This window comes from Streptomyces sp. H27-D2 (genome assembly GCF_035828615.1).
In the GTDB taxonomy this organism is placed as follows: domain Bacteria; phylum Actinomycetota; class Actinomycetes; order Streptomycetales; family Streptomycetaceae; genus Streptomyces.
The window spans coordinates 1-25,740 of sequence record NZ_JAYMZR010000048.1 but is presented as its reverse complement, the minus strand read 5'-3'; the positions used below and the strand labels follow the sequence as shown (position 1 = coordinate 25,740).

The 25,740-nt window shown below is 72.4% G+C and carries 15 protein-coding genes; 10 read left to right on the top strand and 5 right to left on the bottom strand.

Annotation, left to right across the window (positions count from 1 at the left end):
- Window positions 1-112: 112 nt before the first annotated feature.
- On the bottom strand, window positions 113-1,852 hold the full coding sequence (gene metG, locus QMK28_RS19200) for a methionine--tRNA ligase (RefSeq protein WP_326439545.1): 1,740 nt from the start codon (window positions 1,850-1,852) through the stop codon (window positions 113-115).
- Between the two features lie 235 nt (window positions 1,853-2,087).
- Here metG and QMK28_RS19195 point away from each other — a divergent pair, with 235 nt between their 5' ends.
- Window positions 2,088-2,741 carry a response regulator transcription factor gene (locus tag QMK28_RS19195; RefSeq protein WP_326439604.1) on the top strand — a complete coding sequence of 218 codons (654 nt, stop codon included), beginning with the start codon at window positions 2,088-2,090 and terminating at the stop codon, window positions 2,739-2,741.
- 65 nt (window positions 2,742-2,806) lie between these two features.
- Window positions 2,807-4,021, top strand: a complete 1,215-nt coding sequence (locus QMK28_RS19190; RefSeq protein WP_326439543.1) for a sensor histidine kinase — start codon at window positions 2,807-2,809, stop codon at window positions 4,019-4,021.
- Window positions 4,022-4,134: 113 nt separating this feature from the next.
- On the opposite strand, the gene QMK28_RS19185 is transcribed toward QMK28_RS19190, so the two are convergent.
- A complete protein-coding gene (locus QMK28_RS19185; RefSeq protein WP_326439541.1) occupies window positions 4,135-5,850 on the bottom strand; it encodes a VWA domain-containing protein in 1,716 nt (571 codons plus the stop codon).
- A 516-nt stretch (window positions 5,851-6,366) separates the two neighbouring features.
- Here QMK28_RS19185 and QMK28_RS19180 point away from each other — a divergent pair.
- From QMK28_RS19180 to fxsT, 6 genes are all read left to right on the top strand, one after another.
- Entirely contained in the window at window positions 6,367-8,448 is a 2,082-nt protein-coding gene (locus QMK28_RS19180) for a PhoX family protein (RefSeq protein ID WP_326439539.1), read from the top strand.
- Between the two features lie 322 nt (window positions 8,449-8,770).
- On the top strand, window positions 8,771-9,643 hold the full coding sequence (locus tag QMK28_RS19175) for a VanZ family protein (RefSeq protein ID WP_443050771.1): 873 nt from the start codon (window positions 8,771-8,773) through the stop codon (window positions 9,641-9,643).
- 92 nt (window positions 9,644-9,735) lie between these two features.
- A complete protein-coding gene (locus QMK28_RS19170) occupies window positions 9,736-11,052 on the top strand; it encodes a hypothetical protein (protein WP_326439537.1) in 1,317 nt (438 codons plus the stop codon).
- Window positions 11,053-11,424: 372 nt separating this feature from the next.
- Window positions 11,425-13,044 (top strand): VMAP-C domain-containing protein, encoded by a 1,620-nt coding sequence (locus QMK28_RS19165; RefSeq protein ID WP_326439535.1) that lies wholly within the window; start codon window positions 11,425-11,427, stop codon window positions 13,042-13,044.
- Complete coding sequence (locus QMK28_RS19160; protein WP_326439533.1) at window positions 13,041-14,228, top strand: AAA family ATPase; 1,188 nt, start codon at window positions 13,041-13,043, stop codon at window positions 14,226-14,228. The genes QMK28_RS19165 and QMK28_RS19160 overlap by 4 nt, the downstream gene beginning before the upstream one ends.
- Entirely contained in the window at window positions 14,221-19,047 is a 4,827-nt protein-coding gene (fxsT, locus tag QMK28_RS19155; protein ID WP_326439531.1) for an FxSxx-COOH system tetratricopeptide repeat protein, read from the top strand. Before QMK28_RS19160 ends, fxsT begins: the two co-directional genes overlap by 8 nt.
- Before the next feature lie 256 nt (window positions 19,048-19,303).
- Here the strand turns inward: fxsT and QMK28_RS19150 are convergent, their stop codons facing one another.
- The 3 genes from QMK28_RS19150 to QMK28_RS19140 all read right to left on the bottom strand — a co-directional run bounded on the left by QMK28_RS19150 (window position 19,304) and on the right by QMK28_RS19140 (window position 22,988).
- Complete coding sequence (locus QMK28_RS19150; RefSeq protein WP_326439529.1) at window positions 19,304-21,370, bottom strand: HEXXH motif domain-containing protein; 2,067 nt, start codon at window positions 21,368-21,370, stop codon at window positions 19,304-19,306.
- 32 nt (window positions 21,371-21,402) lie between these two features.
- Entirely contained in the window at window positions 21,403-21,579 is a 177-nt protein-coding gene (locus QMK28_RS19145) for a hypothetical protein (RefSeq protein ID WP_326439527.1), read from the bottom strand.
- Window positions 21,580-21,803: 224 nt separating this feature from the next.
- Window positions 21,804-22,988 (bottom strand): effector-associated domain 2-containing protein, encoded by a 1,185-nt coding sequence (locus QMK28_RS19140; RefSeq protein ID WP_326439525.1) that lies wholly within the window; start codon window positions 22,986-22,988, stop codon window positions 21,804-21,806.
- A 380-nt stretch (window positions 22,989-23,368) separates the two neighbouring features.
- On the opposite strand from QMK28_RS19140, the gene QMK28_RS19135 reads away from it, so the two are divergent.
- The gene (locus QMK28_RS19135) at window positions 23,369-24,214 is read left to right on the top strand and encodes a (Fe-S)-binding protein (RefSeq protein ID WP_326439523.1); all 846 of its coding nucleotides are present in this window, start codon (window positions 23,369-23,371) and stop codon (window positions 24,212-24,214) included.
- The coding region (locus QMK28_RS19130; protein ID WP_326439521.1) for a lactate utilization protein B at window positions 24,211-25,740 on the top strand (1,530 nt) is incomplete at its 3' end. The genes QMK28_RS19135 and QMK28_RS19130, both read left to right, overlap by 4 nt.

Sequence of the window (25,740 nt, the reverse complement as noted above, 5' to 3'; positions counted from 1 at the left end):
CGGGCCGGGCTGTCGGCTGTTCACGGCGGTCCTCGGGCTGTTCACAGCGGCCCCGGGCGTACCGGAGCCGCTGCCCAAGCGAATGCTCCGAGCGGCTGCCCCAAGCGAAGGACTAGCCGGCGTCGGCCGTCTCCGCGCCGCCGAAGCGCTCGCGGTAGGCGTCGAGATCCTCCGCCGTGATCTTGGCGAACAGCACCGGCGGCACCGTGAAGGGCGTGCCGGCGGGGACCGCGGACAGCGACTTGGCCTGCTCGGCCGTGATCCAGGGGGTGGTGTCGTCGGTGAGGGTGAAGGCGGACCGCATGAGGCGGGCCGAGGCCGGGATGAACGGCTCGGAGATCACCGAGTAGAGGTGAATGAGGTTCATCGCGGTGCGGAGGGTGAGAGCCGCGCCGTCCTGGTCGGTCTTGATCTCCAGCCAGGGGGCCTTCTCCTCCAGGTAGGAGTTGCCCGCGCTCCACAGCGCGCGCAGCGCGTGCGCGGCCTTGCGGAACTGCAGGGTCTCCATGTGGCCCTCGTACTCGGCGAGCAGCTCGGCGATCTGCTCGCCCAGCTTCTGCTCGGCCTCGCCGGCCTCGCGACCGGCCGGGACCTCGTCGCCGAAGCGCTTGCGGGAGAAGGACAGGACGCGATTGACGAAGTTGCCGAGGGTGTCCGCGAGGTCCTTGTTGACCGAGGAGGAGAACAGCTCCCAGGTGAAGCTGGTGTCGTCGGACTCCGGGGCGTTCGCGATCAGGAAGTAGCGCCAGTAGTCGGCCGGCAGCAGCTCCAGGGCGGCGTCGGTGAAGATGCCGCGCTTCTGGGAGGTCGAGAACTTACCGCCGTAGTAGTTCAGCCAGTTGAAGGCCTTGACGTAGTCGACCTTCTTCCACGGCTCGCGGGTGCCGAGCATGGTGGCCGGGAACATCACCGTGTGGAACGGGACGTTGTCCTTGGCCATGAACTGGGTGTAGCGGACGTCGTCGGCCTCGTACCACCAGGACTTCCAGTCCCGGGGCGCGGAGTCGCCGGCTTCCCGCTCCGCGTCCGCCCACTCCTTGGTCGCCGCGATGTACTCGATCGGGGCGTCGAACCAGACGTAGAAGACCTTGCCCTCGGCTGCGAGCTCGGGCCAGGTGTCCGCCGGGACCGGTACGCCCCAGTCCAGGTCACGGGTGATCGCGCGGTCGTGCAGCCCCTCGGTCAGCCACTTGCGGGCGATGGAGGACGCGAGGGTCGGCCACTCCTCGCCGTTCTCGTCGATCCACGCCTCGACCTCGCCCGCCAGCTTCGACTGGAGGAGGAAGAGATGCGTGGTCTCCCGGATCTCCAGCTCGCCGCTGCCGCTGATCGCGGAGCGCGGCTCGATCAGGTCCGTCGGGTCCAGGACACGGGTGCAGTTCTCGCACTGGTCGCCGCGCGCCTTGTCATAGCCGCAGTGCGGGCAGGTGCCGACGATGTAGCGGTCCGGCAGGAAGCGGTCGTCGGTGATCGAGAAGACCTGCCGGATCGACCGCTCCTCGATGAACCCGTTCTCCTTGAGCTTGCGCGCGATGTGCTGGGTGATCTCGCGGTTCTGCTCGGAGGAGCTGCGGCCGAAGTAGTCGAAGGCGAGACTGAAGCCGTCGTAGATCTCCTTCTGCGCGTGGTGCTGCTGCGCGCAGAACTCGGCGACCGGCAGGCCCGCGTCCTTGGCGGCCAGCTCGGCCGGAGTGCCGTGCTCGTCGGTCGCGCAGATGTAGAGCACGTCGTGGCCGCGCTGGCGCAAGTAGCGGGTGTACACATCCGCCGGGAGCATGGACCCCACCATGTTGCCCAGGTGCTTGATCCCGTTGATGTACGGAAGGGCGCTGGTGATGAGGTGTCGAGCCATTGCCGGCTGCTCCCAAGTCGTTACGCGGAGTGAGGATTTCGTCTACAGGCCGTCAATAGCGTATCCGACCGGGCTGGGCCGGCCGCGCCCCCTTTTCGACCCGCGCGGACGGCGGACTGGAGTGTGCGGCAGGCGTGCGGCAGGCGCGCGGAAGGGGGAGAGGTTTGCGAAACATCATCCGCTGTACACCCCTTAAGGAAGGGGGCGAAAGGTGCGCGAGGAGTTGAACGACATCATGCGGGTGCTCGTGGCCGAGGACGAGGAAGAGCTGGCCGAGCTGGTGGCCATCGGGCTGCGCCGGGCCGGCTTCGCTGTGGACACCGTCTACAGCGGGGACGCGGCGCTCGCCTACCTCGGGCTGCACGACTACGACGTCGTGGTCCTCGACCGCGACCTGCCGCGCGTGCACGGCGACGAGGTGACCCGGCAGCTGGTCGCCTCCGCGTCCCGCACCCGCATCCTGATGCTCACCGCAGCGAGCAGCATGGAGGACCGGGTGCGCGGCCTGGACCTGGGCGCCGACGATTATCTGGGCAAGCCGTTCGAGTTCCCCGAGCTGGTCTCGCGCGTACGGGCGCTGCGGCGGCGCAGCGCCCGGCCGACGCCGCCCGTGCTGGAGCGGTCCGGGCTGCGGCTGGACACCGTCCTGCGGATCGGGACCAGGGACGGGCGGACGCTCGACCTCTCACCGAAGGAGTTCGCGGTGTTGCAGATCCTGCTGGAGGCGGACGGGGCGACGGTCAGCGCCGAAGAGCTGCTGGAGCGCGGCTGGGACGCGCACGCCGACCCGTTCACCGGGGCGGTGCGGGTCGCGATGAGCAAGCTGCGCGGCAAGCTCGGGGAGCCGCCGCTGATCCGGACCGTGCAGGGCGTGGGGTACGCGCTGTGACGCGGGTACGGCGGGATGCGCGGCCGGGGCCAGGCCGGGCGGGAGGAGCGGGGCAGGCCGGGCGGGTGCTGCGGCGCGTGCTGGGGGAGCTGCGGGTGCCGAAGGCGCGGACCCGCATCGCCTTCGTCTTCGGGGCGGTGTTCCTCGTTCTCGGGACGGCGCTGCTCGTCTTCGTCAATGTGCTGTCCCGGGTGGGGACGGAGGACCGGGCGGGGGACATCACCTCGGCGGTGACGGCCAGGGAGAGCGTCCACGGGATGCCTCTCCAGGGGGTGGCCAGCTACCTGCCGGAGCCCGGCCGGCGGGTCCGGATGGCGGAGATCGTGCGGGTGTCGGACGACGTCAGCCAGGCGGCCTCGCAGCAGCTCGTGTTCTGGTCGGCGGTCGCGCTGCTGGTGACCGCGCTGCTCGCGGTCGCCGTCGGCTGGTGGACGGCGGGCAAGGTGCTGCGGCCGGTGCACGCGATGACCGCCATGGCCCGCCGGATCTCCGAGCGCAGCCTGCACCAGCGCATCGCCCAGAGCGGCCCCGACGACGAGTTGAAGGAACTGGCCGACACCCTCGACGCGCTGCTCGCCCGGCTGGAGGGCGCGTTCACCAGCCAGCGCCGCTTCATCGCGAACGCCTCGCATGAGCTGCGCACCCCGCTGGCCACCCAGCGGGCCGCGATCCAGATCGGCCTGGACGACCCGTCGCCGAAGGAGCTGGCCCGTACGAGGACCACGCTGCTGGAGACCAACCGGCGCAGCGAGCGGCTGATCGAGGGGCTGTTGGTCCTCGCGCGCAGCGAGCGGGGGCTCGACCGGCTCGACGCGCTGGATCTGGCCGAGGTGGTGTCCGAGGAGGCCGCCGGGCACGCGCGGAGTGCGGAGCGCGCGGGGGTCGCGCTGAGCGTCGAGTGCGCCCCCTCGCCGCTGTCCGGGAATCCGGTCCTGCTGGCGCAGTTGACGGGCAATCTGCTGCGCAACGCCATCGCCTACAACCATCCGGGCGGAGTGGTGGAGGTGCGGGTCGCGCCGGGGTGGCTGTCGGTCCGTAACACCGGGCCTGTGGTGCCGGCGGCCGAGATACCGGGCCTGTTCGAACCGTTCCGCCGGGGTGAGGGGCGGGACCGGCTGGGCCCTGTGCCGGGGAGCGGGGCCGGGCTGGGGCTGTCCATCGTCCGCTCGATAGCGGTGGCGCACGGGGGAACGGCGAAGGCCGCCCCCGGTCGTGAGGGCGGCCTGGCCGTGTCGGTGCGGTTGTCCGGGAGCGGGAGCGGGAGCGGGAGCGGGGGCTGACCGCTGCTGCCGGGGTTCCTGGGCGCGGAGGTCCAGGGCCGGGTGTGCCGGTCTGGGTGTGCCGGCCTGGGTGTCTCGGGCCGGTGTCTCTCGGGCCGGGTGCTCGGGCGGCGTTACTTCGGCAGGATGCCCGCTTCGCGGATCTCGATGAGCCACTCCGGGAACTCGACCATGAGCTGGCGGTACAGCTCCTCGTTCGAGAGCTCAAGGGGGTTCTTGCCGGCCGGGAAGAAGCCCGCGTTGTCCACGACGCGCTTCGCCGGCACCGCGAGGTCGTCCAGCTTGCGGAGGAAGTCGAAGCCCTTGGCCTCGGGGTCGCCGAAGCCGACGAACTGCCAGAAGATCGGCAGTCGCGCGGCGTCGCACAGCGCCTTCTCGGCGGCGGCCTTGCTGGTCGGAGCGCCGTCCGTCTGGAAGATGACGAAGGCAGGGTCGGTCGAGCCGGACTTCTCGTAGTGCGCGACGACCTCGTTGATCGCGGCGTGATAGTTCGTCCGGCCCATGTGCCCGAGCCCGGCGTGCAGCGCGGCGATCCGGCCGTCGTGGTCGGCGAGTTCGATGTCGGCGGTGCCGTCGATGTCGGTGGAGAAGAAGACCACCGGCACGATGCCGTCCTCGTCCAGGTTCGCGGAGAGGCCCAGGGCCTGCTCGGCGAGGCGCTGGACGGTGCCGTCCTTGTAGTACGGGCGCATCGACCCGGACCGGTCGAGCACCAGGTAGACGGCGGCGCGGCGGCCGGTCAGCCCTTGCTTGGCGAGCGAGACGGCGGCGGTCTTGTAGAGGCTGACCAGCGCCGGGGCGGTGGCCTCGACCTTGGCGAGCGAGATCGCCGGCCCGCCGGCGACGGGGTGGTCCGCAGCGGGCTCGGCTGCGGCGGGCGCGTCGGCGACGGGGGCGTGAGCCTCCACGACGGGGGCGCTCGCGGCGACAGTCGCGGCCGGGGCGGCGGCGACGGCCGACTCGGCGGCGACGGCCGACTCGGCGGCGACGGCCGACTCGGCGGCGACGACCGACTCGACGGCGACTACGGCCTCGGTGGCGGCCGGCTCCGTGACGACCACGACGACGGGCGCGCGGTCGGTGTCGGGATCGGTGCCGGGCGCGGTGTCGCTCTTGGGCTCGTGCGCGGCCTCGGGCTCGGCGGTGGGGGCCTCGGCCTGGACGGCGGTGACGACCGGCTCCCCCTCCTGCGCGGGCTCGTGCTCGGGCGCGGGAGCGATGGGGTCTTCCGCCTGGACGGGCGTGAGGACCGGCTCGGCCTCACGCTCCGGCTCGGTCTCAGCCGCCGGCTTCGGCTCCTGCTCGCGAACCGGCTCGGGCTCGTCCTCCGGCTCGGGCGCGACGGGGTCCTCGGCCTGGATCGGCGAGCCCACGGGCTCGGACTCCGGCTCCGGCGCTGCCTGCGGCTCGGGCTCGACGGCCTTCGGCTCGACGGCCTTGAGCTCGACGGCCTTAAGCTCCGGTTCGACCGCGACCGGCTCGGGCTCGACCGCGACCGGCTCCGGCAGGACCCGCTCGGGAGCGCTCCGCTCCGGCACGGCCTGCGCCGGTACGGACGCGATCGGCGCCACCGACTCGGAGCCGGAGCCGGACTCCCGCTCGGGCTCGGAGGCGGACTCCCGCTCCGGCTCGACAACCGGCTCGACAACCGGCTCGACGATCGTCTCAACGACCGGCACGGACTCCGACCTCGGCTCCGGCAGCGGCTCCCACACGGGCTCAGAGACCGTCTCCGCGACCGGGTCGAGGTGGATCGGCTCGGCCGACGCGGACTGCGCGGGCACCGACGGCTTCGCGGCAACCTCCGCGGAATCGACCTCGGTTGCCACGGCTGCCGCGCCTGATTCGTTCTCCGGCGCATCCGTTGCGCTCCGGTCCGCCCGTGAGCGTCCGAAAGCGTTTCGCAGCAGGCTCCGAATGCCCATGGGGGAAACCCTTCACAAGTGGTGGGTGCGACGAATGTCCGTGGTGCGAGTTACATCCCTGACCAGGACGGACACGTAAGTCGTAAGGCTAACCGCCGACAGCCGGGCTCCGTCCGACCCCGCGTCCCGTCGTGTCCCGGAGTGTGCCGCCCTGCCCTGCTGTGCCCCGCTGTGTACCGCCGCGCGGTTCGTACGTCCGTCAGTTGAGCGGACGAGTGTACGAGCCCGGTCGGCCGCGCTCGGTTCCCGCCACGTCCCGCCCGGCTCTCGCCCGGCTCTCGTCCAGCCGTGCGGGGTTCACCACGCGTTCACGCGGCGGTCGCCGCGCGGCGGGTCTACGCCCGTAGCGTCCACCGCGAGATAGTTTCCGACATTGTGTCGGCGCACGCTGCGCCGGTGATTCCCAAACGGAGGGGACAAGTGCGCAGACTGCTGCCGCTGATCAGTTCGCACCCGGGTGGTCGCTCCGCGATGACCTGCCGTTACCGCTGCGGTGACGCGTGCTTCCACGAGGTGCCGAACACGAGTGACAACGCCTACGTCGGCGACGTCATCGCCGGCGCGCTGTCGCGCCGTTCCCTGCTGCGGGCGAGCGCCGTGGTGACAGTGGCCGCCGCTGCCGGTACGGCGCTCGTCGGCCCGGCCCAGGACGCGAGCGCGGCCACCGCCGGGACCGCCGGCGGTCCCGGGCACGGCGGCCAGGGGAGTGAGAAGGCGGCGCGCGGCCTGCGCTTCGCGCCCGTCGCGCCGAACAAGACCGACGCCGTCGTGGTCTCCGAGGGCTATGCCCAGAACGTCGTGATCCGCTGGGGCGAACCGATCCTGCGCGGAGCGCCCGCGTTCAACGCGGACCGGCAGTCGGCGAAGGCCCAGGCCGGTCAGTTCGGTTACAACAACGACTACATGGCCGTCCTCGACCTGCCCGGCGAGCGGCACCGCCAGCTGCTCGTGATCAACCACGAGTACACCGACGAGCTGCTGATGTTCGCCGGCTACGACCCGGCCGACCCGACCCGCGAGCAGGCCGAGATCGCCTGGGCCGCGCACGGCCTGTCCGTCCTGGTCGCGGCCGAGGACCGTAAGGTCGGCCGGCTCACCGCCGTCACCCGGCATCACCTCAACCGCCGGATCACCGCGACGACGCCCTTCGAGGTCAGCGGCCCGGCGGCGGGCAGCGAGCTGCTGCGGACCTCGGTCGACCCCAAGGGCCGCAAGATCCTCGGCACGCTCAACAACTGCGGCGGCGGCATCACCCCGTGGGGCACGGTGCTCTCCGGCGAGGAGAACTTCAACCAGTACTTCGCCAACGGCGGTTCGGTCACCGACCCGGTCACCGCCGCCCGGCTCAAGCGGTACGGCATCGCGGGCGCGGCCACCGAGCGCAAGTGGGAGCGGTTCGACCAGCGCTTCGACCTGACGAAGGAGCCGAACGAGGTGAACCGGTTCGGCTGGGTGGTCGAGATCGACCCGTTCGACCCGGACTCGACGCCCCGCAAGCTCACCGCGCTGGGCCGCTTCAAGCACGAGGCGGCCGAGCCCCGGCTGACCGACGACGGCCGCGCGGTCCTCTACATGGGCGACGACGAGAAGTTCGACTACTTCTACAAGTTCGTCTCCGACAAGCGGATGAAGCACGGCACGAGCCGCGCCGCCCGCGCGCACAACCGCACCCTGCTGGACGAGGGCACGCTGTACGTCGCCAAGTTCACCGGCGACAGCCCGGACGCTGAGATCGACGGCACCGGCAAGCTCCCCAAGGACGGCGCGTTCGACGGCTCCGGCGAGTGGATCGCGCTCGCGAGCGGCACCACCTCGTACGTCGAGGGCATGAGCGCCGAAGAGGTCTACGTCTTTACCCGGCTCGCGGGCGACAAGGTCGGCGCGACGAAGATGGACCGCCCCGAGGACGTCGAGCCCAGCCCGCGCACCGGCCGCGTCTATGTGGCGCTGACCAACAACTCCGACCGTGGCAAGGCCGGCAAGGCTCCGGCCGACGAGGTGAACCCGCGCAACGCCAACAAGCACGGCCAGATCCTGGAACTCGCCGAGCACCGGGACGACCCGGCCGCCGACCGCTTCAGCTGGCGGCTGTTCCTGGTCTGCGGCGACCCGGAGGACCCGAGCAGCTACTTCGCGGGCTTCCCGAAGGAGAAGGTCAGCCCGATCTCCTGCCCGGACAACATCACCTTCGACTCGCACGGCAACCTGTGGATCTCCACCGACGGCAACGCGCTGGGCAGCCACGACGGCCTGTTCGGCGTCGCCACCGCAGGGGAGCGGCGCGGCGAGGTCAAGCAGTTCCTCACCGTCCCGAACGGCGCCGAGACCTGCGGCCCGGTCGTCCAGGACACCCGCGTCCTGGTCGCCGTCCAGCACCCGGGCGAGATCGACGGCGCGAGCGTCGAGAAGCCCGCCTCAGCCTGGCCGGACGGGCCGGGCAAGCTGGTCCGCCCGTCCGTCATCAGCGTCTGGCGGCGCGACGGGCGCGACATCGGGGCCTGACAGCTTGAGCTGAGCTGAGCTGAGTGCTGCTGAGCTCAGCTCAGCTCAGCTTCGCGAGCGGGCGCTCCGCTGCCCGCATTTCACGGTGCGCCGCCCGATCCGCACGCTCCGCCGGTCGCCCGTTCCCGCCTTCGTTCCCGCATCCGTGCCTGGGCCGGTGCCGCTGCTGCCGCCGCTGTCGCTCATATCCGGGACGGGTATCCGCGACCGGCGCGCGCGGAACACACCGCCGCGCACACCGCTGCGCCCCCGGCGGCACGCATGTGCGGGGCCACGGCGGGTAATCGGCACTCCAGGCAAGCAACGACCCGGAGGAGTTCTCGTGGTGCGGCCCAACCTGTTCGGCAGAGCGGCGATCGCAACGACAGCGGCGAAAACGGGGACGAAGAACACGAGGAGCACCAGGACGAAGAAGAGGACGGGAACGACGAAGCCGGCGCCGGCGAAGAAGCCGCGCTCGGCCGAGGCGGCGGGAGCGAAAACGGCGAAGCCCGCGATCTGGGCCAGACGCGGCGGCCGTACGAAAACCGGGCCCCCGGAGTCCCGCGAGCCGCCCGCGACACGGAAGCCGTCCGGCGCACCCGGCGCTTCGGACGCACCCGGCGCATCCGGCGCATCCGACTCGGCTGACGCGACCAACCCGGCCGACTGGGCCGACTCATGGCGGAACGCCGCCCGCGCGTCCTGGCCCGTCCGGGCGCTGCTCCTGCTGCTCGCGTTCGCCGCGATGGTCGGCTTCGCGGTCGTGCTGGCCCGGCTGACGCTGCTTCCGTCGGCCTCCTCGGTGTCGCTGACGCACAGCAATCTCCATCCGGGCGACTCGATCCGCGACTACCTCGGGCAGCCCGCGCTCCGCGACACCGTGAAGCAGCTCGGCGGGAACATCCTGCTCGGGGTGCCGTTCGGGGTGCTGCTGCCGGTGCTGGTCCCCAAGGCCCGTGGGCTGCTGCGGGTGGGGATCGCGACCGCCATGGTGATGCTGCTGGTGGAGCTGGTGCAGGGCGCGCTCATCACCGGCCGCGCCTTCGACATCGACGACGTCATCCTCAACACGACGGGCGCGCTGCTCGGCTATCTGCTGCTCGGCCGCAGGCTGGGCCGCGCCGTGCACCCGCGCCGCCTCCACTGGTGGCAGCGCTCACGGGCGCGCGCCGCCGCGCGGCCCCCGGCTGGTAACCCGGCCGGTAAGGCGTAACGAGCACCAGGCGGCCCAGGCCACTCAGCCCCCGGCCCCCACCCATCACCCGAAGTTCCCGACTCGAAGCTCCCAGAAGGGATCTCGACGCGATGACCACGGTCCTCTTCGTACACGGAACCGGAGTTCGCGAACCCGGATACACCGCCGCCCTCGCGGCCCTCCGCTCCGGCCTCGGCGCACTGCGGCCCGATGTCGCGGTGGAGGGCTGCAACTGGGGCGATGCGCTCGGCTCGCACCTGCGCGCCGAAGGGGTCTCGATACCCGGGTTCCAGCCGAAATCCGCCCCCGTTCCCCCGCGTGAGGAGGACGAGGAGCGGGCCCGCTGGGCGCTGCTCTACGCCGATCCGTACGCGGAGTTGGCGCTCTACGCGATGACCGCTGCGCCGGAGACCGGCTTCGCGCCGGGGGTGCTGCCGCCCGGTGAGGCGCTGCGGTCCAGGGCGGCCGGGCTCGCCGGGTCCGGGGCGGTCGGCCGGGCGTGGGAGGCGGCGAGCGCGGGAGCGGGGCCGGGGACGGGCGTGCGCGCGGCGGTGGACACCGGGGTGGGCGCGGCTGCGGGCGGCGCTCTGGGCGCGGCCGTCGAGGACCTCTTGGCCTCGCCCTCCTTCCAGCGGGCCACGGACGCGGCGGCCGGCGCCGAGCCCGGCGGCCTGCCGCGGTTGGTGGGCCGGGCGTTCGCGGCCCGGCTGCTGGGGCGGCTGCCCGGCGGCCCCGGCGTGGTGCCGGTCGGGGTCAGGGACGCGCTGGTGGACGCCGTGGTGGACGAGCTGGGCGGCGACGAGCGCGGCATCGCGGACGCCGTCTCGGCGTCGCTGGGCGCGACGGCGCGCATGCTGGAGCGCGCGGGCGGCTCGCGCTGGCTCGTGAGCCGGCGCGGGGCCATGATGGAACGCTCCGTGGGATTCGCCGGGGACATTATGAGCTATCTGGTCCGGGGTGAGGCGGTACGGGCCTACGTGGCCGACCGCGCCCGTGAACTGCCGAGCCCTGTCGTGCTGTTGGGGCACAGTCTCGGCGGCATCGTCTCGTTCGACCTGCTCGCGTCCGGCGTACTCGGGTCCCGTACGCCCGGCGCGTCCCGTACGCCCGGCGACGCGCCGCCGGGGCCCGGAGCGGCGGCCCCCGGGGTCGAGCTGCTGATCACCGTCGGCTCGCAGGCCCCGCTGCTGTACGAGCTGGACGCCCTCCCCTCCCGCCCCTACGGCACCGGACTGCCTGCGGGGTTTCCGGCCTGGGTGAACATCTACGACCCGCGCGACCTGCTCTCCTTCCTCGGCGCGGGGGTCTTCGGGGACGGCGTGCACGACATCGGCGTCGACAACGGCCAGCCCGCCTCGGCGGCGCACAGCGCGTACTGGGCCAACCCGGAGGTGCACCGAATTCTGGCCGGAGTGCTCCCCAAATGACGACCGCGTGCCGGTGCCCGCCCGGTGCCCGCCCGGTGCCCGCCCGGTGTTCGTCATGCGCGGTTCGCGTGATGCGCGAGTGACGCCGGTCGACTCCTGAGTACGCCCCGAGCCGCAGACCGCCAACTCCCCACCCGGGCCAGGGCGATGCGCGAGTGCCAGCGTCCATAACAGCATCCAAACAGCTACGTACGAATTACGTGACGAAGCTGTTCGACGGGGGTGATCTGGCTCTAACCTGAGCGATTCTGGCTGGGTCGGCGCTGTCGTGTTGCGCGCGCCGCGCAGGGGCTGCATCGCGGTGCGAGGGGGAGGGCGCGAGTGCCACAGGAGTTGGCGAGACACCCTGCTCGGCGCCGTGTCCGGGGGGCGATGGTGGAGGCACTGGACGAATCGTCGGCGCTGGCCGACGCCCATGGGCGGCACCAGTGGCGTCGTGAGCTGCTGGACGAGTTCGAGGGCTTCGAACTGCCCGAATACCCCACCCGGCACCAGGAGTTCTACGAGGTGGTGCGCTACTGCTGCACGCTGGAGGACGGCCTGGAAAAGCTGCTGGACGTCACCCGGGCGGTCGTTCCCGCCCTCTCCCACCGGCTGCGCCCGCTGCTCGACGAGTGGCACGCGGTGGACCTCTACACGAGCGGCGACTGGGAGGCGCTGCGCGGCGTCCTCGACTTCCCGCTGCCGGAGCTGAACGCCGTGGTGGCGGAGCTGACCGCCGACCGGGTGCGGCTGCCCTCGCACTGCACGACCGTCTGGCACGCCTTCGTGCACCTCGCCTGCCGCAACACCGCCCCCGGCTGTCCGCCGCCCAGCATGGCGCTGCTGGAGCGGCTCGCCGTCCGCCCGGACGCGGCGGCGGCCGTCGGCGAGATCCGCGCCTGGAACGACCGCTTCGCCGAGCTGTGGGGTCTGTCACAGATGGAGATCGCCGGCCTGCGGGCGTCGGGGGCCGACAGCGTGCCGTCGGCGGGGAGGGAGACGTCGGTGGCGGGGGGCTCGGCGCCGGACCCGTCGGCGCTGCCGGACCCGTGGGCGGTGGGCGGCGCGACCCTCGCGGAGGCCGGCGCCGACGACGTGCGGCCGGGCCACGAACGCCCGGTCATCCGGCTGTTCATCAAGGTCGCGCCGGACCTGACCCCCACCGACGCCAGAGCCAGGCGGCAGGGCCGCCGGGAGGCCCGCTACCGGATCTCCGCGTGCGTGAAGTACGCCGAGTCGGCGGCCCTGCATCAGGAGGCGGAGAGCGAGAGTGAAGGCGGGGCGCACGAGCTGGTGCCGCGCAACCGACTGCCGCTGGCTGTCGCGGAGTTGCTCACGCGGATGGCGCAGCTCTGGCAGGCTCGTGCGGAGAATGTCGTATTGGAGTTCTTCCTGCCCTCCGAATTGCTCAACGAGCCGGTGGAATGGTGGAATCGCGATCCTCAACTCGGGTACGACAACCCGCTGTTGAGCAAATATCCGCAGATCGTGCTGCACAGCCTGGAGCGGGTGCAGCGCCGCGATCTCCACCACGCGTGGCGGATGCGGTGGGCGCGCTGGAAGAGCCACCCGGACCAGGGTGACCTCCACTGGTGCGATCCGGACGGGCGTCCGGCCGATGAACATCTGGGGCTGTTGGACGCGAAGATCGGCAAGGCCGAGGAGGTGGTGGGCATGGTGCTGAGCGAGCCGCCGCGGGGCAGGGGCGGGCTGGGGTTGCGCGAGGTGCGGCTGGGGCTGGATTTCGGGCTGCCGATACTCATCTTCCACCGGGAGGACAGCGCCTCGGAGGAGTTTCGCAGCATGGTGAGGGAGGTCTTGGCCGACGACGGTCTGGCCAACCTTCCCGCTCGTGCGCAACAGTGGAAAAGCGACTCTGCCGCCGCCGGTGGAATCGGCCCGCGTGACGCCGCCGTCATCAAACATCTCAACGTGATCTGGGACGACCCGGAGCAGCTTCTCGATGGCGGACCGTGCGCTCCCGCCACTTTCGTAGGGGGGATCGATTGAACGCGTCGGAGAGGAGCGGTGGGCCGACGGGGGCAGCCGCGCAGGAGCGGGCCGGACCGCCCGCCCGTGACGGGCTGCTCTACCGGGGCACGGGCGAGGTGCTGCCCGACGTCCCGTACGAGGAGCGCGACTGGCCCGAGGGCCCGCGCTGGCGGACCTTCAGCGGCGGTCCCTGTCAGCCGCGACCGCCCGAGGACGGCGAGCCGGACCGGCGGCTGGGACCGGTCGGCGCGGTGCGCAGGCCGTCCGCCGCCGAGGTGCGGCTGGTGAACGCCGCGCTGCTGCTGCGCCGTCCGCTGCTGGTGACCGGGCGGCCGGGGGTGGGCAAATCCGGCCTCGCCTACCGGATCGCGCGTGAGCTGCGGCTCGGGCGGGTGCTGCAATGGCCGGTTACCAGCCGTACGACGCTGGCTTCCGGGCTCTTCGAGTACGACGTCATCGGGCGGGCCCAGGCGGGGCAGGCGTGGTACGCCGCGCAGCGCGCCGAGGCGGCGGCCGGGACCGGCGCGGCGGGAGCCGTGGAAGAGGGAACCGGGGAAGAGCGGGCGCTCGAGGCGCGGCCCGTCGAGGCGCGGGCCGAGATCGGCGACTTCGTCCAACTGGGGCCGCTGGGCACTGCCCTGTTGCCGCACCGGTTGCCCCGGGTGCTGCTGATCGACGAGCTGGACAAGGGCGACGCGGACCTGCCGAACGATCTGCTGACGCTCTTCGAGGACGGCTGGTACGCCGTTCCGCCTCTCGTTCGAGTGAAGCATCAGACCCCGAGAGCTGTCGTCCACACCTCGGATCCAGGCAAAATCGCTCCAGTGGTGGAAGGAATCGTTCGGACTCGGGCCTTTCCCATCGTGATCATGACGTCGAACGGAGAACGCGAGTTCCCCGAGGCGTTCATGCGCAGATGCCTGCGGCTGGACATGCGGGACCCGGACGCCGAAGCACTGGGAGAGTTGGTCGCGGCCCACTTCTCCGACCGCCTCGGGGACTCGCAGAGAAAGCTCATCGGCGACTTCATGACGCGTAGCGAACAAGCCGATGGTCTGGCAGCCGACCAACTGCTCAACGCCGCCCATCTGGCGACGTCCGGCGCCTACGCGTTCGGCGAGGGCGACAGCACCGAGTGGCAGGCGGTCCTGCGGGCCATCTGGCACCCGTTGAACTCCGATGGGGCTGGCCGGGGTGACTGAAAGGCCGTCGGTGCCCGAGCGCGCGGAGACGGGGCCCGGGGCGGGTGAACCCGGCCCCGCGCCGGCTCGCGGCCGTCTGCCGGTCGCCGACCTGTGCTGGTGGGAGGTGGCCGACGCGCTGTGGCTCGCCGAGCACCACCCGCTCCTCGCGAGCCCCGAGCGCGCGGACGAGCCGCCGCCCTCCGGTGGAACGCCCCCCGAGGGCTCCGCCGCGCCGCCGCCGTACGGCCGGGGCGGTGACCAGGACGGCGGCGAGCGCCCGCCCGGCGGCCGGGGCGCCTCGGACGACGGCGGTGCGGACGGCAGCGGTGCGGACAACGGCGGTGCGGACAACGGCGGTACGGGCGAAGGCGGTACGGACCCCAGCGACCTGGGCGACCCGGGCGACGAGCACCGGCGGCCGGACGGCGGCGGTCCGCCCCCGCGCGGTTCGCTGGGGTGGGACGAGCGCCTGGCGTACCGCCCGCATGTGGTCCTCCCGGCCGCCGAGGACGAGGCGGGCGACGAGCGCAAGGAGCGCCGCAAAGCGCGCCCGGCGCGCGCCGCGCCCGGGGCGGGCGCGGCCACCGGCCTGGACGCCGCCGCGCTGGGGCGGGCGCTGCGCCCGTTGCGCCGGCAGATCCGGACGGCCCGCCTCCAGGAACTGGACGAGGACGCGACCGCCGAGCAGCTCGCCGAGGACCCGCGGCTGCCCCCGGTGATGCGCTCCGGGCACGAGCCCCGCTGGGACGCGGTCCTGTTGGTGGACACCGGCTCGCAGATGGCGGTGTGGCGCGGCACGGCCAACCGCTTCGCGCATGTCCTGCACCGCTACGGCGGATTTCGGACCGTCGAACTGCACAGCCTGGACACCGACTCCGAGACCGCCGAGGGCGTCGTGCTGCGCGGGCGCGGCCGGGGCGCGCGGGCCCAGCCGCTCCGGAGCCTGGTCGACCCCACCGGCCGCCGCATCGTCTTCGTACTGACCGACGGGCTGGCCCGCGCCTGGCGGTCCGGCGCGATGCAGCAGCTGTTGGCGACCTGGGGGCGGCACCAGCCGCTCGCGGTGCTGCACACCCTGCCGCAGCGCCTCTGGCACCGCACCGGACTGTTCCCCGAGCGGGTCCGGCTGCGCACGACCGGGCCGTGGGCCGCCAATGGGCAGGTCGAGTGGGAGTACACCGAACCGCTGTTGGCCGAGCAGCCGGGCCAGGACGGCGGCCGGCCGCCGCTGCCGGTCCCGGTGCTGGAGATCGCCGCCGACTGGATCGCGCCGTGGGCCCGCTTCGTGGGCGGCGAGGGGCCGCGCTGGGCGGAGGTCGCGGCGATGCTCGTCGCTCCCTCGAAGCACTCCGAGCACGCGGGGCATGCCGGGCGCCCGGGGCACGCCGCGGCAAACGGCGCGGCGGACGCGGCGGCGGAGAAGGCGGACCGCGCGCAGCGGCCGATGAGCGCCGCCGAGCGTCCGATATCCCCGGCGGAGCGCGTCGCGCGCTTCCGGGTGTGGTCGTCGTCGGACGCGTTCGCGCTGGCCACCCGGCTGGCGGCGGTCCAGCTCGACCTGCCGGTCATCGCCTCGGTGCAGCGCCACACGCTGCCCCGGTCCGGTCCGGCGCACCTGGCCGAATTCCTGATGAGCGGTCTGGTCGAACCACTGCCGGGCAGCGAACAGAACTCCTATCTGTTCCGCCATGGCGTGCGGGAGGAATTGCTCGCCTCCAGCACCCGGCAGCACACGGAGCGCGCGTCCAGAAAAGCGGCGGAGATACTCGCGCCGCACAGTGACGCCGCCCGCGACCTGCTGACCCATCTCGACGGCCGGCCGCCTTGGCGGGAACCCGAGGTCACCCAGGACAATTTACGGTTCCGGGTGGTGGAGCGCGCTGTGCTACAGGCGCTGTCGGGATCTCATCTGCATCGCGCACGGCAGCTTGAGGTGTTGATCGAAGAGTACGACGAACCGGTGCGGGTTCGGGTCGAGGACCGCGCCGGGTCGTACGAGAATATTGACGCATCGACGCGTAATTCCATGGATTCCCATTCTCCTGTTATGAGCGAAGGTTCTGGCAAAGTGGACTACTCAGCGACGCCCGGCAGCCGGAACGACCCCGAAGAAGCGCCCGTTCCCTCGGGGCAAGGAGGCACGCAAATGACCACGGTTTCCCAGGGCACACCTGCCCAGGGCACACCTGCCCAGGGGACTTCGCAGGGCGCCCCGATGTACCTGCACGAGGGGGCCGCGGTCCGTGACGCCGCCGCCCGCGCGGGCACCGGCTCCCACGGGGGCGCGGCCCCCGGCGAGGGCGCCGGCGTGACGCTCGACCGGACCGAGCGGGCCCCGTCGATGCGGCCCGCGGTCTGGGGGAACATGCCGCCCCGAAATCTGGTCTTCACCGGGCGCGAGGAATTGCTGCACCAATTGGAACGCGGCCTCAGCGAAGGCCCCACCGCCGTCCTGCCGCACGCCCTGCACGGCATGGGCGGCGTCGGGAAATCCCAACTGGCCCTGGAATACGTATACCGGCACGCGGCGCAGTACGACATCGTGTGGTGGATTCCGGCGGAGCGCACCACCCAGATCGCCCAGGCGCTGGTGGAACTCGCCCAGCGGCTGCACCTTCCGGTCTCCGGCGAGGCCATCACCGCCGTACCGGCCGTACTGGAAGCGCTGCGGACCGGAACGCCGTACGGGAATTGGCTGCTGGTCTTCGATAACGCGGAGAGCCCGCAGGCGGTGCAGGAATACTTCCCGACCGGTTCCGGCGACACTCCGATCGGCTCTATTCTGGTGACCTCGCGCAATCCGCAGTGGAACACCCTCGCCCACCCGCTCGAAGTCGACGTATTCGAGCGCGAGGAGAGCATCCACCTGCTCCAGCGCCGCAACCCCGACCTCCCCGACGCGGAAGCCGACCAGCTCGCCCAGGTGCTCGGGGATCTGCCGCTCGCCGTCGAGCAGGCGTCCGCCTGGCGCGCCGAGACCGGCATGCCGGCCGCCGAGTACCTGCGGCTGTTCGAGGAGAAGCGCGCGGAGCTGATGACCGTCTCCCCGCCGACCCAGTACGAGCAGACGGTGGCCACCGCCTGGAACGTCTCCCTCGACCACCTGGAGCGCAAGAACGCGGCGGCGCTGCAACTCCTCCAGGTCTGCGCCTACTTCGCGCCCGAGCCGATCGCTCGCTCGCTGTTCTCCGGCGCGGCCGTCGAGCCCATCGCCCCCGACCTGGACCGCGCGCTGACCGACCCGCTGCGGCTGGCCAAGGCGATCCGGGAGATCAACCGCTACTCGCTCGCGAAGATCGACCACCGGAACAACTCGATCCAGATGCACCGCCTGGTGCAGGCGGTGCTCATCGCCCGGATGTCCGAGGAGCAGCGCAAGAAGATGCGGCACGGCGCGCATCTGCTGCTCACCGCGAACACCCCTCGCGACCCGCAGGACCCGGAGCACTGGCAGCGGTTCGGCGACCTGTACCCGCACGTGGTGGTCTCCGACGCGGTGCACGCGGAGTCCCGCAACGTCCGCCAGATGGTCATCACCGTCGCGAGCTACCTCTTCTACTGGGGCGACCACGAGGGCGCGCGGGCCTTCGCCCAGAACGCGTACGACATCTGGCGGGAGCGGTTCGGCGCCGACGACCAGCAGACGATGCTGCTCGCCCGGCAACTGCGCTTCGTGCTCTGGACGATGGGCCGCTACGACGAGGCCGCCGTGCTGGGCGAGCGGATGCTCGCCGAGGCCCAGCGGCTGGGCCCCGAGGCGGAGGAGGAACTCCTCGCCGTGATGGGCCAGGTCGCCGCCGACCGGCGGGCCCAGGGCGACTTCCGGTCCGCCCTCGCGCTCGACGAAGAGGTCTACGAGCGGGCGCTGCGCTCGTACGGGGACGACGACCCCGAGACGCTGCTGCACGCCCACAACCTGGGCGTCGGACTGCGCGCGAACGGCAACTTCCGGCGCGCGCTGGAACTGGACCAGGAGACCTGGCGGCGCAAGGTCCAGATGTACGGCGACCAGGTCTTCGTCACCCTGATCACCGAGATGGGCCTCGCGATCGACCGCCGCGAGCTGGGCGACTACGCCCTGGGCGCGCAGCTCTTCGAGGGCATCACCGACAAGTACCGCGGGCTGCTCGGCGAGATGAACCCGCACACCCTGCGGGCCGCGACCCGGCTGGCCGTATCCCGCCGCAAAGCCGGCGACCACACGGGCGCCCTCGAACTCAGCAGGCACGCCCGCAAGACGCTGGGCGAGCGCTACGGACGGCGCAGCCCCGACTCGCTGGTCGCCTCGCTGAACCTGTCGGTGGACCTGCGGCAGACGGGCGACCTCAACGAGTCGCTGCGGCTGGGCGAGGAGGCGAGCCGGCTCTACCAGGAGGTGTTCGGGCCGAATCACCCGTACACGATCGCGGCCGACGTGGACCTCGCGATCACCCTGCGGCTGCTGAACAAGGTGGGCACGGCGCGCGCGCTCAACGAGTCGGCGCTGGAGCGCGCCCACCAGGTGCTGGACGAGACGCACCCCACCGCCCTGGTGTGCGCCACCAACCTGGCCAGCGACATGTTCGCGCAGGGCGAGGCGGCCGGCGCGCTGGAGCTGGACGAGCGGACGCTGGAAGCCACCGTGCGCACCCTCGGCGAGGACCACCCCTCGGCGCTGGCGCTGATGAGCAACATCGCCGCCGACCTCAGGGCGCTGCGCCGCCTCGACGAGGCGGAGGCGATGCACGCGAGGGCCGTCGAGGGCATGAAGGCCAGGCTGGGCGTGGCCCACCCGGCGTACGAGGACGCGGCCGCGTGGCGGCGGGCGAACTGCGACGCGGACCCGATGCCGATGTAGGGCGGGCGGGGCTGGTAGCTGGTACGGGTGTCCGGGGCGATCACGTATGCGGTGGTCGCCCCGGGGCTTTGTCGCGTCGAGGCTGTGCCGCCTCGGGGCACGTCCCGTCGAGGCAGCGTCGGCTTGGGGCAGTGCGTTTCGTGCCTGTACGCCTGTGCCGGTACGCCTCATGCCGGTGCGCCTCGTGTTGACACGTCTCGTGCTGACACGCCTCGTGCTGACACGCCTCGTACAAGTGCCCGCAGCGCTGTTCGGGTCAGCGCGCTTCGGGCAGTGCCCGGCCCAGCCAGGTCGCGACCGCCACCGGGTCGGTCGCCTCCCGGGCCTTCTCGCGTACGGCGCTGTGCACGTCGCGTACCAGCTCCGGGCAGGTCGACAGGGCTCTGACGGCCGGCTGCCGGCCGTCCCGGTCGGCCAGCGCGAGCCGTAGACCGGCCCAGGCGGCGGCCGACGGTCGGGTGCCGCCGCCTTCGTCCGGCGGTGGTGCGTCCGGGGCGCTCGCCGCCATGATCTCGGCGGTGTAGAGCCGCCGCGCGGCTGCCGCGTCCCCGGTGACCAGCGTGAGGTCGGACATCCGGGCGCCGGACACGATCGCGCCGATCCCGTCCGGGGTGTCGCGCAGCTTGTCGAGGATCGGCTCGGTCAGCCGCATCCGGCGCAGCACGGTCCGCGAGTCCAGGTGGCGCGCAAAGGCGTCCGGGTCCAGGCGCGGGCCGGGGAAGTCGTCCATCCGTAACGCCGCCGCGGGTGGCTCCGCGGCTTCGGGGTCGGCTCCTGTCGCGGACGAGCCCGCGGTCCCGGCTGACGGCCCCGTTTCGGCGGCCTTGAGCCAGCTCCGTACCGCGGCGTCCAGGAGGGAGGGGTGCGGCGCGAGGTGGTGCAGCCGCCAGCTCATCGCGTGGTCGTCCGCCGCGTGTTCGGCCTCGGCGAGGGCGTCCGGCGGGACCTGGTCGGTCTCCCAGCGCAGGACCGTCCCGGTGAGCTTCTCGACCAGCCGCCGCCCCAGCGGGGTCAGGGCCCGGTCTGCGGCCAAGCGCTTCAGGGCGCGCCGCAGTTGGTTGCGCCGGAGCGCGAACTCGAAGCTGGCCAGAATGGCGTCCTCGCCGACCGTCGCCGGGTCGAGCATCCGGGCCCGCCAGAACCGGGCCACTCCGGTGAAGGCGTAGGCCCCTTGCAGCATCCCGCGCAGCGGCCGGGGGTCGTCGCGCCAGGGGGCGTAGAGCCGGGCGGCGTTCTCCTCGCTGTGCAGCGGGTGCATGTGCATCAGCGCGCTGAGCTTGCTGTGCTGGATCTCGTGCGTCAGCACGGCGGCGCACTGCGCGGCGTCGGACGGCTCGGAGGTGGCGACGCCGCCGATGCCGTCGCCCGAGGTGGCGCTGCGCAGCCGGAAGCGTTCCTTCGCCGAGAGCGGCTCGATCGTACGGAGGCACGCGGCGATGTCCTCCGCGGACTGCGGGTCGGTGCGGCACAGCAGCGGCCACGCCTCGTTGAGCAGGGTGGTCCAGCGGCCGGCCGACTCGTCGGAGAGGCACTCGCGCTGCGGGTAGCTCGGCTGGACCGGGAAGATGCGGTAGGAGCTGAGGTCGTCGAGGAAGACGTCGCCGGGGGCCGGCGAGCCGGCGGAGCCCTCGGGGGCGGCCGAATCGTCGATGGACAGCGGGTCTTCGGGGGCCGCCGCGCGTTCGAGCGTGAGGGTGCGGGGCGGCTCCCAGCCGGGGCGGGCCCGGCTGAGCGGCGGCGGGAAGCGGACGTTGCCGTCCTCGCTGCGGATGTTCAGCACGCCGCCGTGGAACGTCACCTCCGCCGCTCCCCACGCGACCGTGTCCGGCAGCGAGGCGCGGCCGACCGAGGGCAGCCAGACCGCGCCGGAGCGGGCGGGCACCCGGAGCGAGAAGTCGAGGCCGGCCCGGATCGCCGCGGCGGCGGCGACGGTGTGCAGATGGCACACGTCGATCCACAGCGGTGGTTCGTCGGGCGCCGGACGCTTCTTCTGGAGCCGCAGCAGTGAGTGGATGAGCCACAGCCCGGTCTCCGGCAGCAGCAGAATCCGGTCGGTGACCGCGCGGTCGCGGCGCTCGGCGGCTATCAGCAGCTCCCAGGCGCGGCTGACCGGCGGCAGCGAGCCCGTGGCGTCCGGCCGGTCGGCCACGGTCTTCAGCAGCAGGTCCAGCAGTAGCAGTCGATGGCTGCGTTCACCGCTCCACAGGTGGGCCATCGCGGACGCGCCCCCGCCGCCTGCGGCGAGGGCGTCGAAGTGGCGCGGTGCGAGCGCGTGCCGCCGAGCGGGCGGGGCGGGCGGCTCGGTCTGCTGCTCATGGGGCACAGAAGGATCCTTCCCGGCGCTCGGCGGCCGGGTCAGATCTTCCAACTCGACGTGTTGTCACCGAGGTTGGTCGCCGGATGGCAGAGATCCTGGAGCAATCGCCGTTCGGCGTCGTCGCGCTCGGGACTGCGGTGCTGGCGTAACTCCTCAAGCGTGACCCCCGTCAGATCAAGAAGTTCGGACTCGATAGCGGTGCCGGACTGGTCCATCGTGCCGCTGCCTCCCACCCTCCGGGTCGAGCCGACCCGCTGTTTCCATGATGTCCCCGCGTCACCAGGCCGGAAACCCTGTGTCTCGGACATCCTTTCGGACAGTGCGGCGGGCGCGGGGCGGACGTGGGGCGGGCGCGGGCCCGCCGCGGGCCGGGCATGGGGCGCACCCGCGCCATGTCCTGGCGCTGCTGTGGGGCCGTCATGGAGCTGTCATGGGGCCGTCAGGGCGCTCTGTCGGCCGACCGTTCAGTATAGCCGGGGAAGTCCCCTAGCACCCGCCCGAGTTGCTCCACGGCCAGTGTGCCGCCGTCCGCCGAGCTGACGGCTTCCCACAGGTCCGCGAGGCCCTCGGGGAACGACAAACAGGTGTCGACCAGCCCGATCAGGTCGATCCGGGTGATCGGCGAGCGCGGCAGGCTGCCGGAGATCTCCGGCGCGAGCATCCCCATGACCGCGCCCCGTGAGTTGGGGTCGGCGAGCACCGGGACGGACTCCAATGCCTTGACCAGACCGATGCGTTGCTCGCGAGAGGGACGCGCGCCGCCCGCGCGCGTGGGCTGGCCGGCAGCATCTCCGTTGGACCCGTTGGACCGCTCGGCGGGCTGTTCGCCCCACCACTCGCGCTCGCCGCGCGGGCCCGCGTGCCAGAAGTACGTGGGCATCTGCTGCGGCGCCCCGTCGCGGCCGAGCGACGCGAAGCGCTCGTGCAGCGCGTCGGTCAGCACGTCAGGGGCCGGCGGCCAGTCCCCCTTCCGCTGTCCGGTACGGAGCAGGTTCAGCGCCTCGGTGCTGAAGGTCCCGGACCGGGCGGCGGCCTCGTTGCGGGCGGTGCCGCCGGGGGCGCAGGCGAACAGGGCGTGCTGGCCGGGTCTGCCGCGCAGCCTGCCGGTCGGCACCGGGTCGGGCCGCAGCGAGCCGCGTAACCGCGAGGGGTCGGTGAATATCTGGCAGGCGTCGATCAGCCACAGCTGGCGCGGGAACGCGGGGACCAGGTCGGAGCGGTAGGCGGACAGCGCGGCGTCCAGGTCGAGGCTGCGGATGTCGTCCTGCACGGCGTCCGCGTAGAGCAGCCGCCGCCGCCCCTCCGGGTCCACCAGCCCGTGCCCGGACCAGGCGGCGAACAGGAAGTCGCCCCGGTGGGGCGCGAGTTCGCGAAAGAGCACCTGGTGTACGGTCTCCCGGTCGGCAGGGCGGTACGGGAGGCCGAGCCGCTCGGCCTCGGCGACGTTGTGCGGCAGCGGTGACAGCAGCAGGGTCAGCTGATCGGCGTCGAGCCCGGTGTCGAGCAGGTAGCGGGCGTAGCCCAGGGCGTCCCGTACCGGCCCGTCCAGGTTCCATGACGAACCGCCCTGGTACTGCTCCACCGCGACCACGACCGCGCGCGACGTCCGTTCGTTCCCAGCCATTCGCTCCCCCTCCGGCGCCCGCTCCGACGCTTTGGTCTTGTACCCCGTCGGGGGCCCCGGCAGCCGTGAAACCCGGCCGCCGCCGGATTCGGCCGCGTGGGGCGGGCGGGGGTGTTCCGGGCACGCGGCGGCGGTTCGGCGTCTGCCGCGAAGGGCGGCTCCGAGCGCCCGGCAACCGGAGTCCCCGGTACCGCTACTGTCCACAGGGCTACCCCTGCCGCCCGCCGGGTGATCTCATGGAGCTTGAAGATCGATGCGCCGGGGCGTTCCCAAGTTCCGGCCGCACCGGTGCCGTCTGTCCGGTTTCTGTCCGGCCTCTGTCCAGTTTCTGTTCGCACCCGTCCGACCCCACCCCGAGGCCGGACGCCGAGGGAGTCGCGATGCGTGTCGCTCTGTTCCTCACCTGTGTCAATGACACGCTCTATCCGCGCACCGGTCAGGCCGTGGTCGCGCTGCTCAACCGGCTGGGAGTGCGGGTGGACTTCCCGATGGGCCAGACCTGCTGCGGCCAGGCGCACTACAACACCGGCTACCGGCACGAGTCCGAGCCGCTGGCCCGGCGCTACGCCGAGGTCTTCGCGGACTACGACGCGATCGTCACCCCCTCGGGCTCCTGCGTCGCGATGGTCCGGGACATCTACCCCCGGCTCGGCGAGCGGGCCCGCGCGGAGGGGCGCGGCGAGGAGCTCGCCGACGCGCTCGCGCCGGTGGTCCCCAAGACGTACGAGCTGACCGAGTTCCTGGTGGACGTGCTCGGCGTCACCGACGTCGGGGCGTACTTCCCGCACCGGGTCACCTACCACCCCACCTGCCACGGCCTGCGGATGCTGGGCCTGGGGGAGAGGCCCCGGCGGCTGCTGGAGGCCGTCAAGGGCCTGGAGCTGGTCGAGCTGCCGGGGGCCGACGAGTGCTGCGGCTTCGGCGGCACCTTCGCGGTGAAGAACCCGGACGTGTCCGCCGCGATGGGCGCCGACAAGGTCCGTAACGCCGCGTCCACCGGCGCGGAGGTGCTGTGCGCCGCCGACAACTCCTGCCTGCTGCACATCGGCGGCACGATCTCCCGGCAGCGCACGGCCATCGAGCCGCTGCACATCGCGGAGATCCTGGCCGCGACGGAGGAGGACCCGCTCGGGGCCCACTGGGCGGACGGGCCGGCTCCGGTCTCCGTCGTCACCGGCGGCTCCGGCCTCTCCGTCGTCACCGGTAGCGAAGGAGCAACCCGATGAGCGCCGTTCCGCTCGGCATGCCGTCCTTCCCGTCGTACCCGTCCTTCCCGGTCGCCGCGAAGGAAGCGGTCCGCGACACCACCCTGCGGGAGAACCTGCGGCGCGCGACGCGCACGATCCGCGACAAGCGGGCCGTAGCCGTCGCCGAACTGGACGACTGGGGGCAGCTGCGGGCCGCCGGCGCGGCGATCAAGGACCGTACGCTGCGGCACCTCGATCACTACCTCGTGCAGTTGGAGGAGTCGGTCACCAAGGCGGGCGGGACGGTGCACTGGGCGTCCGACGCGGGGGAGGCCAACCGGATCGTGGCGGATCTGGTGAAGGCGACGCGGGGGGCCGGGGGCGGGGCCGGAGGTAGAGCCGGGGCCGGGGGCAAGGCCACCGACTTGCCCGCCAGTGACCCGCCCGTCAGCGATCCGGACCGCCTCGAAGTCGTCAAGGTCAAGTCCATGGCCACCCAGGAGATCGGTCTCAACGAGGCGCTGGAAGCCGAGGGCATCGCGGCCTACGAGACGGACCTCGCGGAGCTGATCGTGCAGCTGGGCGAGGACCGTCCTTCGCACATCCTGGTCCCCGCGATCCACCGCAACCGGGGCGAGATCCGCGACATCTTCGCCGAGAAGATGGGCGACTGGGGCCGCCCCGCCCCCGACGACCTCACCGACGAGCCCGCCGAACTCGCCGACGCGGCCAGGCTGCACCTGCGGGAGAAGTTCCTCCGCGCCAAGGTCGGCATCTCCGGCGCGAACTTCATGGTCGCCGAGACCGGCACGCTGGTCGTCGTCGAATCCGAGGGAAACGGCCGGATGTGCCTGACGCTGCCCGAGACGCTGATCTCCGTCGTCGGCATCGAGAAGATCGTGCCCACGTGGCAGGACCTGGAAGTCTTCCTACAGACCCTGCCGCGCTCCTCCACAGCGGAGCGGATGAACCCCTACACCTCGATGTGGACCGGCACCACCGACGCCGACGGCCCGCAGGACTTCCACCTCGTACTGCTCGACAACGGCCGCACCGACACCCTCGCCGACACCGTCGGCCGGCAGGCCCTGCGCTGCATCCGCTGCTCCGCGTGCCTCAACGTCTGCCCGGTCTACGAACGCGCGGGCGGCCACGCCTACGGCCAGGTCTACCCCGGCCCGATCGGCGCGATCCTCAGCCCGCAACTGCGCGGCACGCAGAACGAGGTGGACGCGTCGCTGCCGTACGCGTCCACGCTGTGCGGCGCCTGCTACGACGTCTGCCCCGTCGCCATCGACATCCCCGAAGTCCTCGTCCACCTGCGCGAACGCATCGCCGAAACCGGCAAGGGCCACGCGGCTGAGCGCACCGCGATGAGGGGCGCCCGCTGGGTCCTGGAGAACCCCCGCCGCCTCGCCGCGGCCCAGCGCACGGCGTCTGCCACCCGCCGTCTGATCCCCAAGCGCATCCCGGTCCCCGGCCCGGCCGCGGCCTGGACGGACAGCCGGGATACTCCCGCGATCCCGGCGGAGTCGTTCCGCTCGTGGTGGCGCGGCCAGGAGAAG

Bases quoted from the DNA above. Each gene is read 5' to 3' on its own strand.
- metG (WP_326439545.1), bottom strand. From the start codon at position 1,852: ATGGCTCGACACCTCATCACCAGCGCCCTTCCGTACATCAACGGGATC.
- QMK28_RS19195 (WP_326439604.1), top strand. From the start codon at position 2,088: ATGCGGGTGCTCGTGGCCGAGGACGAGGAAGAGCTGGCCGAGCTGGTG.
- QMK28_RS19170 (WP_326439537.1), top strand. From the start codon at position 9,736: ATGACCACGGTCCTCTTCGTACACGGAACCGGAGTTCGCGAACCCGGA.
- QMK28_RS19165 (WP_326439535.1), top strand. From the start codon at position 11,425: ATGGTGGAGGCACTGGACGAATCGTCGGCGCTGGCCGACGCCCATGGG.
- QMK28_RS19145 (WP_326439527.1), bottom strand. From the start codon at position 21,579: ATGGACCAGTCCGGCACCGCTATCGAGTCCGAACTTCTTGATCTGACG.
- QMK28_RS19140 (WP_326439525.1), bottom strand. From the start codon at position 22,988: ATGGCTGGGAACGAACGGACGTCGCGCGCGGTCGTGGTCGCGGTGGAG.
- QMK28_RS19135 (WP_326439523.1), top strand. From the start codon at position 23,369: ATGCGTGTCGCTCTGTTCCTCACCTGTGTCAATGACACGCTCTATCCG.